Annotated in this window: 10 protein-coding genes; 5 read left to right on the forward strand and 5 right to left on the reverse strand. The window is 75.8% G+C overall.

From position 1 onward, the window contains the following. Window positions 1-9 precede the first annotated feature (9 nt). The 5 genes from OHA91_RS08985 to OHA91_RS09005 form a co-directional block, all read right to left on the reverse strand. The gene (locus tag OHA91_RS08985; protein WP_328738997.1) at window positions 10-3,606 is read right to left on the reverse strand and encodes an SAV_2336 N-terminal domain-related protein; all 3,597 of its coding nucleotides are present in this window, start codon (window positions 3,604-3,606) and stop codon (window positions 10-12) included. Further along, window positions 3,603-4,712, reverse strand: a complete 1,110-nt coding sequence (locus OHA91_RS08990; RefSeq protein ID WP_051893231.1) for an AAA family ATPase — start codon at window positions 4,710-4,712, stop codon at window positions 3,603-3,605. Before OHA91_RS08990 ends, OHA91_RS08985 begins: the two co-directional genes overlap by 4 nt. 30 nt (window positions 4,713-4,742) lie before the next feature. Next, on the reverse strand, window positions 4,743-6,806 hold the full coding sequence (locus tag OHA91_RS08995; RefSeq protein ID WP_328738998.1) for a VMAP-C domain-containing protein: 2,064 nt from the start codon (window positions 6,804-6,806) through the stop codon (window positions 4,743-4,745). Then, window positions 6,803-8,080, reverse strand: coding sequence for a hypothetical protein (locus OHA91_RS09000; protein WP_328738999.1), 1,278 nt, complete (start codon window positions 8,078-8,080; stop codon window positions 6,803-6,805). Before OHA91_RS09000 ends, OHA91_RS08995 begins: the two co-directional genes overlap by 4 nt. 127 nt (window positions 8,081-8,207) lie before the next feature. Then, window positions 8,208-9,392: a GDSL-type esterase/lipase family protein gene (locus tag OHA91_RS09005; RefSeq protein WP_051893229.1), complete on the reverse strand. Its 1,185-nt coding sequence runs from the start codon at window positions 9,390-9,392 to the stop codon at window positions 8,208-8,210. A gap of 483 nt (window positions 9,393-9,875) precedes the next feature. On the opposite strand from OHA91_RS09005, the gene OHA91_RS09010 reads away from it, so the two are divergent. The 5 genes from OHA91_RS09010 (at window position 9,876) to OHA91_RS09030 (ending at window position 14,718) form a co-directional block, all read left to right on the forward strand. Beyond that, complete coding sequence (locus OHA91_RS09010; RefSeq protein WP_328739000.1) at window positions 9,876-10,835, forward strand: trypsin-like serine peptidase; 960 nt, start codon at window positions 9,876-9,878, stop codon at window positions 10,833-10,835. A 111-nt stretch (window positions 10,836-10,946) separates the two neighbouring features. Continuing rightward, complete coding sequence (locus OHA91_RS09015) at window positions 10,947-11,549, forward strand: TetR/AcrR family transcriptional regulator (protein WP_328739001.1); 603 nt, start codon at window positions 10,947-10,949, stop codon at window positions 11,547-11,549. Window positions 11,550-11,940: 391 nt separating this feature from the next. After that, window positions 11,941-13,224: a precorrin-6y C5,15-methyltransferase (decarboxylating) subunit CbiE gene (cbiE, locus tag OHA91_RS09020; protein ID WP_328739002.1), complete on the forward strand. Its 1,284-nt coding sequence runs from the start codon at window positions 11,941-11,943 to the stop codon at window positions 13,222-13,224. Continuing rightward, a complete protein-coding gene (gene cobM, locus OHA91_RS09025) occupies window positions 13,221-13,970 on the forward strand; it encodes a precorrin-4 C(11)-methyltransferase (RefSeq protein WP_031152013.1) in 750 nt (249 codons plus the stop codon). Before cbiE ends, cobM begins: the two co-directional genes overlap by 4 nt. After that, the gene (locus OHA91_RS09030) at window positions 13,960-14,718 is read left to right on the forward strand and encodes a cobalt-precorrin-6A reductase (RefSeq protein ID WP_328739003.1); all 759 of its coding nucleotides are present in this window, start codon (window positions 13,960-13,962) and stop codon (window positions 14,716-14,718) included. The genes cobM and OHA91_RS09030 overlap by 11 nt, the downstream gene beginning before the upstream one ends. The last annotated feature ends 42 nt before the right edge of the window (window positions 14,719-14,760 follow it).

Below are 14,760 nucleotides of genomic sequence, written 5' to 3' on the forward strand. Positions count from 1 at the left end.
CCCCGCCGGTCACTGCGTCCCGGTGCCGCGCAGTTGGATGTCCCAGGTGCCGTCCGGGCGCCGCTGGGTGTCCCAGGGGCCGTGCCGGTCGTCGAGGACGAACGCGGGGGCCTGCGGGAGGCTCAGCTGTTCGAGGCGGACCCGCCCGAGGAACCTGGCCCGGCGGAAGTCCGCCGGCCCCTCGAAGACGGCGCCGGTGGCCACCAGTCCCCGCTCCCACGTGGTGGCGGCGAAGGAGACGGCTGCCTCGAAGCGGGCCCCGCTCAGCCCGGTCAGGCCGCAGAACACGGCGCGGGAGAAGTCCGCGCTCCCGGCCACCTGCATCCCGTTCAGGTCCGCCGACAGCTCCATCACCGCCCGGTCGAAGGACACCTCGTCCAGGAAGACGCTGTCCGAGAAGCCCGCCAGGCCGCGGAACTGCGCACGGCGGAAATCGGCTCCCCCGTGGAACCGGCTGCGGTCGAAGTCGCCGACGCCCAGGAACACCGCCTCGTAGAAGGAGACCCGTCCGGCGAACGCGGAGTCCCCGAGCCTGGCCCGCCCGGCGAAGACGGCCCGGGTGAAGGAGGCCCCGGCCAGGAACTCGATGCCGCCCTCGTTCCAGTCGTCCACGAAGGTGGCGTGGTCGAAGGCCGCCTCGCCCAGGGTGACGGGCTGCGCGCGCGATTCCCGCAGCGCGGCCAGAAGCCGCTGGAGCAGCCCCTCCTTGAAGGTGGTGCCCCTGAAGTCCACCGCGGATCCCGGCCCGAGGGTCCCCAGGTACACGTGCTCCTCGTCGGGCTCGAGATGGGCGAGGCACACGTCGTGGCCGGGCAGCCGGATCCCCCTGCACGGGGCGCGGACGTCCTCCACCGCACGGCGGCCGCACACCGGCCATGCGATGCCGGCGTCCTGCGACGCGTCGGCCTCCGTCAGGGCCGCGCCGATTTCGTCGGGGTCGGTGCACAACCAGCCCTCCGCCTCGCCGCCGAGCGGTACGAGCGCACGCGTCGCCGTGGGACCGACCTTCTCGCCGAGCGCCTCGTACACGGACTGCGACAGGGCGACGGCGAGGAACCCCGGGAGCAGCCGGGGGCGGTCCGCCATCCCGGGATGGCGGACGATCCGGGCGGCCTCCGACGTGGGCAGCCCGTCGAGGTCGAGGTCCGTCAGGACCGGTTCCATGGGCCCCGCGGCCACCGCCACGTCGAGCGAGAGGGGGCCGCCGTCCCCCGTCCGGTCGGCGGACCGGGCCATGGCACCGGGGAGCCCGGTCAGCAGCCGGCCGGCCCTGCCGAGGGCTCCCGGCCCCTGCAGCAGCAGGAAGAGGGGTGCTCCCGGCCCGCTGCCGGCCAGCCTCTCCGTGAGGCCCGTGTCGGCGATGAGCCCCATCAGGAGTCTCACCGCCTCCGCGTGGGGCGAGCTCCCGATCGGGTACGCGCCGTCGTCACCGGGCTGCACGGCCAGGCACACGAAGGTGCTCGGCACCCGGCGGACCTGCCCGTGCTCCGCCATCGCCGCCCGGAAGCCGGGCTGTTCCAGCAGGGCCCGGCCCGACAGGAACACCATGCGGTCCGGCCAGACGCCGTGGACGACGCCGAGCAGGGCGCCCTCGTGGGAGACCGGGCCGCCGCGGAAGTGGGTCCAGCCCTCCGGTTCCGGGGAGAGCCGGACGAGTTCGCCGTTGCGGTCGCCCTCGTACGGGACCGCTTCGCCCGTCAGCGCGACGGGGCGGCCCTGGTCCGTGACCCCGTCGACCCGGATCCGGACCACCTGGGGTTCCGCCCGAGCCCAGGGCGTCGCCTCCGACCAGGGCGCAGGGTCCACCAGATCCTCGTCGGCCAGCAGGAGGAACACCCGGGGCAGGGCGTCGTCCGCCCAGACCGCGCGGCAGGCGACCTCGCGGTCGCCGGCCCGCACCCATGCCGCCGCTCCGGAGGGCAGCGGCGCGTCCCCGACCGTGAGGACGAGGCGCGGCGTCAGCAGGGTGCCCACCTCCTGCGGCTCGGGCATCGGGTCGTAGCGGACCCGTACGACCCGGTCCGAGAGCCCGGGGTCCTGCGGCGGCCGCGCGGCGAAGGGCAGGGTTCCCTCGGCGACGCCGCGGCGGCCCTCCCGCCCGTCGGTGACGCGGGTCGCGGAGAAGTCCGGCCCGGTGCCGCGGCTGCGGGACATGTACTCCCACACGCGGCGGCGGACCAGTTCCCGTACGGCGGCCACGTCCCCGCGCAGCTGCGAGCCGAGCAGCGCCTCCCGGACGCCCGGCAGGAACGCGAACTCCACCTCCTCGGCGTCCCGTTCGTGGTCCCAGGGCGCGAACAGCCCGCCGAGGGCGACCTCCGCGAGGTGGCCGTGCTCCGAGTCGCGCAGCAGGGAGCGCCGGACCAGGTTCATGACCGGCAGGGTCAGCGGTACGGCGGCCAGGTGTGCGGCGAGCTGCTGGGCGGTCGGCGAGGCACTCGCGCGGAAGCGCTCCACCACCTCCAGCGCGCTGTGCGGACCGGCCGAGGAGGCTTCGCGCACCCGCGCCGTCCCCGGCTCCGGCTCCGGCTCCGCGTCCAGCCGCAGACAGGCCAGGCGCCGCCAGCGGCCGTCCCCGGAGACGACCCGCACCAGCCTGGCCAGGCTGCCCGGGGCGACGCCGACCACGGGGACGACGTCGGGTGGGCGCCGGCGGCCGGCGCGGGAGCGGCGGGCCGTCGCCGCCCGCTGCCAGGATCGGGTGGCGGCCGCGGGCCGGTCCGCGCGGACGGCGAAGGGGACGGGCCGGACGGCGCCGCGCGTCCAGAGCCGTTCGGGCAGGACGTTCAGCACGGCCACGGCGTTGTGCGTGCACCAGTGCCGCAGCACGCCCTGCACGGAGGCCTCGCGCCAGCCGCCCGCCACGGTGTCGGAGAGTACGAGGATCAGCCTGCGGCCGGCGGGGTCGGCCAGTTCCAGCGGGTTGCGCGGGGCGCCGGACCGGCCGCGGGTGAGCATCGGGGTGGCGCCGGAGCCGGTGCCCGTCAGCCGCCAGGTGCGTACGTCGCGGAAGACCCCGCTGCGGGTCAGCACGCGGCGCAGTTCGTCCACGAGGTCCGCCCAGAGCAGCATCGAGTGGTGCGCGTCGACGACCAGCGCCAGGTCCAGCCAGCGGCTCTCGGCCGGCCGCAGGACGGGGGTCGGCACCATCCGCTCGATGCTGCGCTCGACGGTGAGCTGCTCGTCCAGTTCCTCTCCGGGGCCGCCGATGGAGCGCCGGCCGACGGGGCGCAGGGCGCGCATCAGGGCGAGCGGGTCGTCGAGGGAGGCGGCGCGGGGCAGCCGTACGGGGGAACCCCGGCGGCCCGCGCCGTCGTCGGCCGGTTTCCCGGCCGGGTCGGGTACGGAGGCGGGGAAGATCTTCACGCCGGGCCGGCCGCCGGCCGGGCCGCCGGGGAGCGTCGCGGCCTCGGGGACCGGCGGGTCGGCGGCCGGTGGCGGCAGGCCCGCGAAGTCGCCGGGCGTCACCGCGGGCGCGCGGGGCCCGGCGGGATCCACGCGGGCGGCCAGCCACAGGATGTCGGCGATCTCCTCCGCCCCGATGCCGGGACGCGGGCCCGCGTCCTCGGCGCCGTCTGCGAGGGCGGCGAGCAGTTCCTCGATCACGCCGTGGGCCCGGTCAGGTGCTGCATGACGGTCTTGAGGAAGCGGTCGCGGTCGCCGGGGGCGGACCAGGCTCCGGCGAGGCGCAGCTGGATGGCGTTGAGGAGTTGGTCGGTGGCCAGGTCTCCGTCCCCGGCGCGGTCGATGAAGTCCCGGACGAGCTCCTGGTACTCCCCGCCCGCCTCGACGTCGATGCCGAGCCGGCGGCGCACGATGAGGGCGAGCTTCTCCTCGCCGGGCGGCTCCAGGTGCAGGCGGACGCAGCGGCGCAGGAAGGCGGGCGGGAAGTCGCGTTCGCCGTTGCTGGTGAGGACGACGACGGGGAAGTACCGGCACTGCACGCGGCCTTGTGCGATGCGTACGGCGGCGTCCGGGTCGTCGTCGGTGCCGATGGCGACGGCGGGGTCCTCCTGGGCGAGGCGGGCCAGTTCGGGGATGACGAAGCCGCCGTCCTCGAAGACGGTCAGGAGGTCGCCGGGGAGGTCGATGTCGCTCTTGTCGATCTCGTCGACGAGCAGGACGCGGGGCCGGTCCTGCGGCAGCAGGGCGGTGCCGAGGGGCCCGAGGCGCAGGTAGCGGGAGATCGACGGCGCGGGAGCGGGTTCGGGTTCGGGCGCCGGGGTGGTCGCGTCGGCTGCCAGGGCCGGCGCCGCTGGCCCCACCGGGCCTGCGGGCCTGCGCAGTTGCTCCAGGCCGGCCTCCTGGAGGCGGCCGATGGCGTCGTACAGGTAGAGGCCGTCGCGGAGCACGGTCCGGCTGGTGATGGGCCAGTGCAGTACGGGCCCCAGGTCCAGGTCCGCGGCGATGCTGTAGGCGAGGGTGGACTTCCCGACACCGGGCTTCCCGGTGATCAGCAGCGGCCTGCGCAGGTGCAGGGCCGTGTTGACGACGTCCTTCTCCTGCTCGTCGGGGACGTAGCCCTCGCCGCGCCGCCGGGTGCGCTCCCAGGCCGGACCCTCGCACCCGGGGGGCGCGTAACCGGGGTCGGGGACGCCGGTGAAGTCCCGCCAGGGCGGCGGGGATCCGGATTCCAGGCGGGCGCGCCGGTCCGTGCCCTCACCGGTCCCGTGGTACAGCCACCAGTCCTTCACCACTGCCTCTGCCTCCATCGTCGTGTCGCCGTCTGTCAGTGGTCGGGGTCAGGCCAGGGACCGGAAGCCCGGTATGTCGTCGGGATCGTCCCACAGGAGCACCAACTGGTCTTCCCCTGCGGGTTGTTGTGCGGCGCGTTGGGCGCCCGCGGCGGCTCCGGCGGCCGCCCGGCGCACTTCCCGCACGCGCGCGGGCAGGGCCAGTACGTCCAGTGCGCCGGGGTCCGGTCGCCCGTCGGGCCCGGCCGGTGCGAGCAGGTCGAGGAGCGGGGGCGCCGGCGCTCCGCCCCCGCGCCGCCACACCGCGACCGGGACACCGCCTTCGAGCACGGCCTCCAGCAGTCCCGCGTGCGGGGCGGCGGTGGTGTGGGCCAGGACGCACGCGGGTGCCGGCCGCTCGGCCAGCTCCATCCCCAGCGCGTCCGTGACCTCGGCCTCCTGCACCACCCGGACGGCCTCGGGGTGCCGGCCGCCCCGGGTGCACAGCCAGCGCCAGCTGGTCCGCCACTCGGCGCGGGTGTCGAGGCGTTCCTGCGGGCAGCGCACCACGACCTGGTGGAGCAGGCCGAGGGCGCGGTGCCGGCCGGCCGGGCCGCGGGGCACCGGCCACTGGTCGAAGTCGGTGTCGAGCAGCTCGTACGGCACGTGGAACTCGATGCGGTCGACGCCTCCCCGGGTCCGCGGCCCGGCCTCGCCGCCGTCGGCCGGCGCCGCGCCGACGAGGGCGAGCTGGCGCAGGAGTTCCTCCCGTACGGCGTCCAGCCGCACGGGTGCGCCTTCCGACTCCCATATCTGCTCGGTGCGTTCCCCGCTCAGCCACATCCGGGCCCGGAAGCCGGGGCCGCCGTCCGGCGGCGGCTCCAGCCCGACGTGCACGACCGTCGTGCGCGCCGGCGGCGGGGGCGGGGGCAGCACCGGCAGGGCGAGCCGCTCGCGGGTGGTGGACACCCAGTCCTTCAGCCGGCCCGCCCACGCCGTGTCGCCCGCGGTGCCGGCCCGGTCCGCGAGGAACCGTACGAAGGGCACGGCCAGCGGCATCCCGCCGCGCCCGCCCTGGCGTTCGTCCAGGTCCTGGACCACTTCCAGGAGACCGTCGCCCGGCAGGCCGCCGCCGACCGGGGTGGTGCAGCCGGCCGCCTTGAACGCCCATGCGTAGGCCTCGTAGGCGCAGCGCGGCAGTTCGCGGCCTTCGAAGAGCTCGCCCAGTCCGTCCCATGCCTGCTGGTCGAGCCGGGCCGCTCCGGGCGGCGCGGGGGCGGTCAGGTCGTCGTCGAGGAAGGAGCAGGCGTCCCAGTCCCGGTCCACGAGGAACTGCGGGAGCTGCCAGCCCTCGCCGCGCTCGCGCAGGTCCTGGAAGGTGCGGTGGATGCTGCGGGCGGCGGCCGGCAGCCCGCTGACGCTCTCCCGTACGGAGCGTGGGCCGAGTTCCGTGAGGAGGGCCTCGGTGAAGCGGCCCGCGCCGCGCTCGGCGTCGTTCTGCGCGGCCTCGCCCTCGCGGGAGGCGTAGAGCCGGAACTGCCGGCGTCCCGGCACCGAGCTCCCGCCGCCGTAGTCGGTGCTGCCGAAGTTCCACCGGGCGTCGCGGGGCGCGTCGACCCGGCAGGAGTCGACGAGTGCGGCCTGGAGCGGGAAGCTGCGGTGTTTGACGAGGTCGGTGCGCCACCAGCGCAGGGCCGAATCGAGGTTGAGGTGCCGGATCTGGCTGGGACGGGCGTCGGCGCAGGGCAGCATCAGCTCCTGGCGCGGCCCGAGGTAGCCGTGACCGGCCCAGAAGATCCACAGCAGGTCGCCGTCGCACTGCGGGAGTTCGTCGAGCAGCGCCGCCTTGACGTTCTCCTCGGTCGCCGGCCGGTACGCGGCCCGCAGGGCGGCCATGGCCGGGGAGTCCGGCCAGTCGAGGGCGTCGGGGTCGTCGAGCGGGGACAGCAGGAGCCTGAGGTTGCCGGGCGGCACCCGGGCGGGGCCGGTCAGCCACTGGGCGAAGCGCAGGGCGTCGCGGGCCGGGCCGCGCAGGTTCCAGCGGTGGCTGATCTCGTAGCGCTCGACGCCGGCGACGAGCGCGAAGGTGCGCTGCGGGCCGAGGGCCGGGGGCAGGAAGTCGGCGGGGGTCACCCGATCTCCGCTTCGGCCACCGCCTGTTCGATCCGTTCGTAGAGGGCGTCCTGTTTCCAGTAGGCGCTGTGGCAGGCGGGGAAGGGCTGGCGGCTGCCGATCTCGTGGTCGGTGATGCGGGGGTCGCCGGGGAAGACGGGCCCGGCGAGGTAGGAGAGCACGTCCTGGCGGTCGTAGACGTTGAGCCAGCGCGGGAAGCCGTACGGGAGTTTCGCGCCCGGTTCGAGCGCGGTCAGGGCGCCGAGCTCGTAGAGGAAGGGGGCCTGGGAGCCGACGGTGACGAGCAGTTCCGTGCCGGGGACGGCCTCACCGCGGGCGGCGGCGAGGGCGAGGAGGTCCACGAGGGCGATCCCGCCGAGGCTGTGGCCGATGAGCACGGTCGGTCCGGGGGCCGCGGTGATCCGGGCGTGCAGGAACTGGCGCAGGTCGTGGCCCCGGGCCTGGTAGCGCAGGATGTCGCCGAGCGCGGGGGTGGCCCCGACGGTGAGGGAGCCGCGCCGGGCGTTGAGCAGGGGCTGGGTGGTGACCCGCAGGGCGAGCCGGCCGAGGAAGGCGGCCGCGCGGGCGCCGGGCACCCGGGCGTCGCCGCCGAGGCGGGTGGTGAGCAGTTCGACGAGGCGGTCGCGTTCGGCGCCGGTGCAGTCGGCCTCGGCTCCGGCGGCGGCGAGCGCGTCGGCGGCCACGGCCCGGGCGAGGGCGGTGGCCAGCTCGCGCGCCTGCGGGTCTCCGGTGGCGCGTTCCGCGGCGCGGGCCGCCTCGGCGGAGCGGGCGGCGGCGTCCAGGGCGGCGGGGAAGTCCGCGGCGAGGCCGGTGCCGTGCAGCAGGGCGCCGAGTTCGTCGCCGGGGTGGGGCGGCGCCGGGGGTAAGGCGGCCAGAGTCGCGAGCACCCGGATCCCGGCGGCCTGTACGCCGGGCATCGCGAAGGGGTCGTCGTCCGCGGCGTCGTCCGCGCCCCCGGCCCCGGCGGGCCAGCCGGCCTCGGCGAGGACCCGGAGTTCGCACAGCGGGTCGGCGAGCAACAGGGCCCACTCGGCCGTCTCGGCGTCGATCGCGTCGATCTCGTCGGGCGCGTCCGGTGCGGCTCCCGGCGCGGGCTTCAGCCCGGGCACGGACCGGCCGCCGGCGCCGAGGGTCGCCCCGAAGCGGTCGCCCCAGTAGCAGGAGTCGACGGCGGCGTCGGGGAATCTGGCCGTCAGCCGCTCGCGGACCAGGGCGAAGAGCCGGTCGTGCCGCTCGCGCCGTACCCCCGTGCCGTGGACAAAGAGAAAACGCATCGCCGCCCCGCCCCCCTCGTGCAGTCGCCCCTCCGCCCCGGCACGATAGCGCCGAGCGCTCGGCAGGGGGTAGGGAACGGCGGGTTGGGGGGTGTCCGACCCTGATCCGCCGGACACCCCCGAAGCGTCACCGGGCCCAGGCGGAGCCGAAGGCGTGTGCGGCGAAGTTCTCGCCGATGCGGCGGTGGCCGGCGGCGTCCGGGTGGAGGTCGTCGGGCAGCGGGAACTCGGCGAAGTCGGCCTCGCCGTACAGGGCGCGCCCGTCGAGGTGGTGCAGGTGGGGGTCGTCGGCGGCGCGCGCCGCGGTGATGCGGGCGAGCTCGTCGCGGACGACGCGCAGGGTCAGCCGCCCGTGGGCGGCCTCCGCCGGGTCGCCGAGGGCGCGGAAGCGCAGCCTGCCGTCGCCGAGGTCGGCGGCGGCCGGGCCCGGGGTGTCCTCGTGGATCGGGCAGTGGAGCGGGGAGACGACCAGGACCGGCGTGGTGGGGTGTCCTTCTCGGAGGGTGTCGAGGAAGCCGTGGACCGCGGAGGTGAAGGCGCGCAGGCGCATCACGTCGTGGTTGACGAGGTTGATGCCGATCTTGACGCTGATGAGGTCGGCGGGGGTGTCCCGCATGGTCCGTGCGGTGAACGGGTCGAGCAGGGCGTTGCCGCTGAAGCCGAGGTTGACCAGTTCCACTCCGGCTCGGGCGGCGGCCAGCGCCGGCCAGGTGCCGGTCGGGCCGTCGGCGTTCGAGCCGTGGCTGATCGAGCTGCCGTGGTGCAGCCAGACGCGCCGGCCGGGGTCCGGCGCCGGCTCGACGGGGGCGTCGGTGCGCAGGGCGATGAGTTCGTGGATCCCCCGGTACGGCAGCCAGATCTCGATGTCCTTCGCCGTGTCGGCCAGCCCGGTGAACCGGACGGTGCCGGGCAGCCCCGGGGTGAGGACCTCGGCCCAGGTGGTGAGGTCGACCGTACGGACGTTGCCGCCGTCGGCGACGGCCCGGCCGGCCGGGCGGCCGTCGACCAGCAGCTCGTACACGGCGTCCGGGGGCTGCGGGGCGCCGCGGTAGACCGTCGTCGTGGCGAGGACGTCCAGTTCGACGGCGGTGGCCCTGGTGCGGAAGGCCAGCCGCACGCCGGCGGGCTGCGCCACGACCTCGGTGAGCTCGGCGGGGGCCTGGCGGCGGGCCCAGGCGGGCAGCCGGTATGGCAGGACGCCGTGGTCGGTGCGTTCCACTTCCAGTGCGCCGCGCAGGAGTTGCGGCCCGACCGGTGTGGTGAACCGGCCGGGGATGCCGTCGGGGGATGCGTTCTGCGCCAGGTCGTCCATCCCGTCAGCCTTTCAACCGGAGGCGTTTCCCGCATCCGGTTTCGGGGCGGGCCGGGTCAGCGGCCGCGCGGGACGACGGTGGCCAGGACCTGGCGCAGGGGGTACCAGTCGGCGGAGTGGTGCACGCCGACCCCGGTGGAACCGGCGTACGGGAGCCCGCCGGTGGTCCGCGGGGCGGGTCGGCGGCGGACGCGCCGGCGGGCGTCGCCCCCAGCGCGAGGGTGAGGGTGAGGGCGGCCAGTGCGGCGCGCACCGCGGCCCCCGTCCGGCTGCGCAGTCCCGTTCCGGGCTCCCGTCGGTTCGTTCGCGGCTCAAGTCGCCCGGAGCGTAGGGCGGTCGGGTGACGCCCGGAAGGCCAATCCATGACATGCACACGACGGTAGGATCGGTTGTGAGGACGAACACGTCCCGACCTCGGAACCCGGGCCGCGCTCCCCCCATCGAACCGAGAGGCGGACGCGTACGCGGGGCGGGAGGGGCCACATGTCCAGCAGGGTCGAGGGGCGGGAGCGGGGCCGGACCGCGGCACGGGGCGGCGTGGCCGTCGGCCTCGTGTGCACCCTGGTCCTCGCGGGGGCCGGGTACGTCGCCTGGGAGCTGCGCGGCATCGCCGCGAACCGCGCCGACGGCGATCCGGCGCGGGGCGTCTACCGGCAGGACCCCGAGCGTGCCGACCGGACGGCGTCGGCCGTGCTCGACGGGATCGTCCGCGAGGAGCTGGAACCCCCCACGGACGGCAAGGTCTTCGCCGGGAGCGGTGCGGTGGACTGGCGCTCCGGCGGCTGGGAGCCCTCCGATCCGCTGGAGGCCCGCCCCGCCCCGGCCGAACCCGCGATCGGCGCGCTCTTCTCCCCCGGCAACGACGGCGACCCCGACCACCACTGCTCGGGCGTCGTGGTCCACTCCCCCGGCGGCGACCTCGTCGCCACCGCCGCCCACTGCGTCCACGGCGGCGGCTTCCGCACCAACCTCGCCTTCGCCCCCGCCTACCGGAACGGGGTCGCACCGTACGGCGTCTGGGTGCCCACCCGGATCGACGTGGACCCGCGCTGGACCGCGGACCAGGACCCCGACTACGACATCGCGTTCCTCCGGCTGCGCCGGCCCGGATACCCCGGCCAGCGGCTGGAGGACGTCACCGGCGGCAAGACGATCGCCTTCGGGACCGAACTGCCCGTGCCCGCACGGCTCGTGGGCTACCCGAACTTCTCCGAGCGGCCGCTGGACTGCCGGACCACGGCCCGCCCGGCCGGTCCGACGCAGCTGCGGCTGGACTGCGCGGACGTGCCCAACGGGACCAGCGGCGGCCCGGTGCTGACCGACGGGCACACCCTCATCGGGGTGATCGGCGGACGCGACGGGGGCGGCGACGACGAGACCTCGTACAGCATCTGGTTCGGCGACGGCATACGCGCCCTCTACGAACGCTCCACCCAGCCCTGACCCGCTCCTTTTGCGTAAAGGTCCGGCCATTTCCGGGGATTGCTAGGCTCGGGGCGCAGATTCCGCATCGCGGCACCACGCACACCGAACGCACCCCGACGGGACCGGCCCATGTCTCCCAAGCAACAACGCGGCGAGGCCACCGTCGACCTGCTGCTGACCACCGCACTGCGGGTGTTCGCGGAGTCCGGCCAACAGGGCTTCACGGTGAACGCGATCGTCTCGGCCAGCGGGGTCAGCCTCGGCAGCCTCTACCACCACTTCGGCAGCTTCGACGGCCTGGCCGCCGCGCTCTACATCCGCTGCATGGACGAGCTGTGCGACGAAATGGTCGCCGCCCTCACCCGGTGCCGCGCCGCCCGGACCGGGGTGCACAAGTGGGTGGCGTCGTACCTGGACTTCACCCGCGAGCACCGGGACGTCGCACTGTTCCTGCACGCCTCCGCCTACTCGGGCTACCTGGTGGCGCACGCCGAGGAGATCGGGGCGGCCAGGGCGGAGAAGTTCGCGGCCATCATGACGTGGCTGGAGGTGCGCATACGGCGCGGCGAGATCGCCCCGCTCCCCGCACCCGTGATCGAGGTCCTGGTCATGGGCCCGCTCACCGAGGCGGCCCGGCGCTGGCTCTCCAGCACCTACGAGATCGACCTCGCCGAAGCCGCCCGCCACCTCCCCGACCACATCTGGCGCTCCCTCCGCCCCGACCCGGCCTGACCGCTGCGGGCGGGCGCCACCGCCCTCGGGCACACCGGCGCGGGCGTCCGCGACGGGGAACTCGGCCCGGTCGACCGACCGTGGACGTCATCGTGCCGGCGCCCACGCGGCGGTCGGCGACATGCCGGGGCGCCGCCGGCGACGGGTCGTGGGTGGTTGTCCGCAGCGTCGTCGTCCATGGCGAGGAGTCTCCACCGGCGGGCGGGTGCGGGGTAGGCACGTGGTGGGGCGCCCGGGGGCGCCCCGGGGGCGGACGGGCTCACGTCGGGTGCCCGGGCCGCAGCACTGGCTCCGGATCAGTACTCGCGAGGGTGGGCGTGGGCGGCGCAGCCGCAGGCCAGTAGGCTGCGGGTCCGCCCTCTTTCCCCTTCCCGCCCCGAGGTACAGCGCAGTGAGCTCCGCACCGCCCCCCATACCCGTGACGGTCGTCGGCCTCGGCGCCGACGGGTGGGCCGGGCTCACCGCCGCCGCGCGGTCGTCACTGTCCTCGGCCGAGGTACTGATCGGCGGGCCGCGCCAGCTGGACCTGCTGCCCTCCGCCGAGTGCCCCGGGCAGCGGGTGGCGTGGCCGAGCCCGCTGCGGCCGGCCGTGCCGAAGCTGGTGGCCGAGCACGCCGGGCGCCGGATCACGGTGCTGGCCAGCGGCGATCCGATGTTCTACGGGATCGGCCGCGCCCTCGCCGAGGAGCTCGGGCCGCACTCACTGCTGGTCCACCCGCACCCCTCGTCCGTCTCCTACGCCTGCGCCCGCCTGGGCTGGCCGGTGGAGGACACCGAGGTGGTCACCGTGGTCGGCCGCCCCGTGGCCCGGCTCGCGGCCGCGCTGTACGACGGGCGCCGGGTACTCGTGCTCAGCGCCGGAGCCGCTTCCCCGGGCGAGATCGCCGCACTGCTGCGCGAGCACGGCTTCGGCCCCAGCCGGATGCGGGTGCTGGAACAGCTCGGCTCCGAGCGCGAGGACGCGTACGAGGGCACGGCCGACGGCTGGGACCACGCGCCCGGCGACCCCCTGAACGTGGTGGCCGTCGACTGCCGCCGCGACCCGGCCCACGACGGGCCGCGCCTCGGCGCGACCCCCGGCCTGCCGGACGCCGCCTACGAGCACGACGGACAGCTCACCAAGCGCCACGTGCGCGCCGCGACCCTGTGCGCGCTCGCCCCGGCCCCCGGCGAGCTGCTGTGGGACATCGGCGGCGGCTCCGGCTCCATCGGCATCGAGTGGATGCGCACGCACCCCTCGTGCCGGGCGGTGGCCGTGGAGCGCGTCCCGGAGCGGGCCGCGCGGATCACCCGCAACGCGGCGGCGCTCGGCGTGCCCGGCCTGCGCGTGTTCGTCGGAGCCGCACCGGAGGCGCTCACCGGGCTGCCGGCCCCCGACGCGGTGTTCATCGGCGGCGGGCTGACCGCTCCGGGCCTGCTCGACGCGGTGTGGGCGGCGCTGGCCCCCGGCGGCCGGCTGGTGGTCAACACGGTCACGCTGGAGTCGGAGGCGGTCCTCGCCGAGCGCTACCGGCGCCACGGCGGCGACCTGGTGAAGCTGGCCGTCGCGCACGCCGTGCCGGTGGGCGGTTTCACGGGCTGGCGGCAGGCCATGGCGGTCACCCAGTGGTCGGTGACGAAGCCGATGACGGCAACCCGGACGGACGCGGACACCAAGGAGAAGGATCAGACATGACCGTGTACTTCATCGGTGCGGGCCCCGGCGCCGCCGACCTGATCACGGTGCGCGGTGCCCGGACCCTCGCCGCCGCCCCGGTCTGCCTGTACGCGGGCAGCCTCGTGCCGCGCGAGCTGCTCGCCGAGTGCCCGGCGGACGCCCGCCTCGTCGACACCTCGCAGCTGAACCTGGACGAGATCGTCGCCGAGTGCGTACGGGCCCACCGGGCGGGCCAGGACGTGGCGCGGCTGCACTCCGGCGACCCGTCGATCTTCAGCGCGGTCGCCGAGCAGATGCGCCGGCTGGACGCGGCCGGCATCCCCTACGAGGTCGTCCCGGGCGTGCCGGCCTTCGCCGCCGCGGCCGCCGCCCTCAAGCGGGAGCTGACGGTGCCCACCGTCGGCCAGACCGTGATCCTCACCCGGATCGCCCAGCAGGCCACCCCCATGCCGCCCGGCGAGGACCTGGCCACCCTGGGCCGCAGCGGCGCGCTGCTCGTCCTGCACCTGGCCACCCGCTACGTGGACCGGGTGGTCGACGAGCTGCTGCCGCACTACGGGGCCGAGTGCCCGGTCGCGGTGGTGGCGATGGCCAGCCGCCCCGACGAGCTGATCCTGCGCGGCACCCTGGCCGACATCGCCGGCCAGGTGAAGGAGGCGGGACTGGTCCGCACCGCCGTCATCGTGGTGGGCCGCACGCTCGGCGCGGAGCAGTTCCGCGACAGCCACCTGTACTCCCCCGAGCGCGACCGGCATGTCTGCTGACGCAGCTCCGCCCCACGTCCTGGTCCTGGGCGGTACGACGGAGGCCCGCCGCCTCGCGGAGGCACTGGCACGGGAGTCCTCGTACCGGGTGACGACCTCGCTGGCGGGGCGGGTCGCCTCACCCGTGCTCCCCCCGGGCGAAACGCGGATCGGGGGCTTCGGCGGGCCGAGTGGTCTGGCGGCCTGGATCGGCGCGCACGGAGTCACCCGGGTGGTCGACGCCACCCACCCCTTCGCGGAGCGCATGAGTTTCAACGCGGCTGCGGCCGCGGCGCTTTCGGGCGTTCCGCTGCTCGCGCTGCGCCGCCCCGGCTGGGAGCCCGGACCGGGCGGCGCGTGGACGTTCGCGGACTCTCTGGACGGGGCCGCGGACCTGTTGCCGGGCCTCGGCAACCGGGTGTTCCTGACCACCGGCCGGATGGGCCTGCACACCTTCGCGGACCTCGACGGCCTCTGGTTCCTGGTGCGTTCGGTGGACCCGCCGGCCGGACCCGTCCCCGCACACCTCGAAGTCCTGCTGGCGCGGGGCCCGTTCACGCTGGAGGACGAGCGGGAGCTGCTGGCCCGCCACCGCATCGACGTCCTGGTGACGAAGGACAGCGGCGGCTCGGCCACCGCCCCCAAGCTGACGGCCGCCCGCGAGGCCGGCATCCCGGTCCTCGTCGTACGCCGCCCCCCGGTCCCGGAGGGCGTGGCGGAGGCGGAATCGGTGGCCGCGGTACTCGACTGGCTGCGGCAGCAGGCGTGAAGACGTCGGTCCCGGGGTGGGAAAAGCACCCCGGGGACCGAC

This window comes from Streptomyces erythrochromogenes, assembly GCF_036170895.1.
Taxonomy (GTDB): domain Bacteria; phylum Actinomycetota; class Actinomycetes; order Streptomycetales; family Streptomycetaceae; genus Streptomyces; species Streptomyces erythrochromogenes.